This window comes from Syntrophaceticus schinkii (assembly GCF_000946815.1).
In the GTDB taxonomy this organism is placed as follows: domain Bacteria; phylum Bacillota; class DSM-12270; order Thermacetogeniales; family Thermacetogeniaceae; genus Syntrophaceticus; species Syntrophaceticus schinkii.
The window spans coordinates 1-1,942 of record NZ_CDRZ01000123.1 but is presented as its reverse complement, the minus strand read 5'-3'; the positions used below and the strand labels follow the sequence as shown (position 1 = coordinate 1,942).

1 protein-coding gene and 1 pseudogene are annotated in these 1,942 nt (G+C 45.0%); both read left to right on the top strand.

The window, feature by feature from the left end:
* Window positions 1-370 precede the first annotated feature (370 nt).
* Complete coding sequence (locus SSCH_RS06085) at window positions 371-1,336, top strand: Rpn family recombination-promoting nuclease/putative transposase (protein ID WP_044664689.1); 966 nt, start codon at window positions 371-373, stop codon at window positions 1,334-1,336.
* 208 nt (window positions 1,337-1,544) lie between these two features.
* Window positions 1,545-1,942, top strand: a pseudogene (locus SSCH_RS06080) (LuxR family transcriptional regulator); the annotation flags it as partial.

Below are 1,942 nucleotides of genomic sequence, written 5' to 3'. Positions count from 1 at the left end.
GCGAATTCGCAAGTTAATGAAATCCCCAGGCCAACTGCGATTGGTTCAGGATGATGATTGGAAAATAAGGCCAACGGCAGCTTAGCAATTCTATTCAACATAGCGGTTTCAATACGGTGTACACTACCCGTATGCCCATTTGAAGGTGCTATAGTAGGTTAAAAGGAGCAAAATAGCTTGAAAAGGATGTGCCGCCACATGTAGAACGGATATTTTTCTAAAAAACTTCGGAATCGGTGATAAAAACGCCAGTTTTTGTACTCGCAAGATTTTTAAACATTTTGATGCGTCAGTACTGAGATTAATATGGATGTCTACCTCTTGCCCCAACAAAATGGTATAATTAGATAAGACTTGAGGAGAAACCAGGATGAATGAAATAAACAATAACCACGAAACAGAGGAAATCCAATACGAACGGCTAGATCCAAAAAACGATTTCCTGTTCAAGAAACTGTTTTCCAGTGCCGGCAACGAAGATTTGCTGATTGATCTGATTAACTCCATTCTTAAACCACCAAAGCAGCAGCGGATCTGCCAGGTGACTGTCACCAACCCGATTAAAGAAAGAGACTTTGCTGATGACAAGCTTTCTGTCATGGACATAGTAGCCAGGGTAGATGACGGCAGACAGGTGACCATTGAAATACAGGTAACCAACGAATATGACATGGAAAAGCGTGCTCTTTACTACTGGTCAAGTATCTTTACCTCCCAAATGCACATCGGCATGTCCTATGAAGAATTAAAAAAGACGATCAGCATCAACATCCTTGACTACCGGCTATGGCAGCAGACTAAAAGGCATCATACTATATTCCGGCTTCTGGAGGAAAGCGAAGGGTTTCTGCTTACAGATGCTGCTGAAATCCACTTCCTTGAACTCCGGAAGATGTACCGGAAATGGAAAGCAGAAAAGTTCAAAGGCAGCACAGATCCGCTGTACAGGTGGTTCCTGCTGTTGATGGCCACCGAAGACGAGAAAATTGGCCAAGAATTGGAGGAGATTGCTTTGAGCGACAGCATCATCAATAAGGCTATAGGCGAATGGGAGCGGCTCAGCCAGGATCCCGAGACCAGAGCTCTCTATCGCTCCCGGATGTTGGCCAAAATAGACCAGCTTTCCGCCCTGAAGAACGCTGAACGAAAGGGCAGGGAAGAAGGCAGGGAAGAAGGTAGGGAAAAGGGTAAAGCAGAGGGTAGAGAAGAGGGAAAGATTGAAGGTAAAATGGAGACAGCAAGAATGGCTTTACAAGCCGGAGTCAGTCTGGAAATGATCGCCAAGATTACCGGCCTTAATCAGGCAACTATCCTTAAACTAAAAGAAGAACAATGACTCCGGAGACAGGGTTTTCTTAAGCAGAAAAAAGATAAGGAGTAAAAGAGAGATTTTCGGTAATAAAATATAATAAAAAATAGCGCTCCTAAAAAACAGCCGTTGCAACGGCTGTTTTTTATACCCAAACCCCGTTTATACATCAATACAGCCCGTTTGTGTCGTGTTTTGACCCTGTTGGGAAGAACAGGCAGGAGAATAAATCTCTGTGTTTAATATGCATTGCAATGCTCTAGCGCGGGAGTACGGGCGTCTTGTTGCTGTTCGGGGTGAGCAGCATTACTGCCGATTATTTAAAGATTGGTGGTGCGTTGCAAGCCCACTAAAAGATCCGGAAGGCGAAATCTTTGGCTACCTCGACATTTCGATGCATGCTGAGAAAGAACTGGGCTTAGCTGTTGCACACCTGCAGACACTTACCATTTTGATCGAACGGGAGTTTTCGCTAATGGCAGATTGCTGCCAGGATCTAAACACCGGTGATATGTTACCGGCACCCTGCCTTATCCCACCGGAAGTGGCTGTAAAACTTACCGCCCGTGAGCATGATGTCCTGAGTCTGTTACTTTCCGGGCTGAGCAGCAGAGAGACAGCAGCAAAGCTTCA

Coding starts and splice junctions, on each gene's coding strand:
- SSCH_RS06085 (WP_044664689.1), top strand. CDS start 371: ATGAATGAAATAAACAATAACCACGAAACAGAGGAAATCCAATACGAA.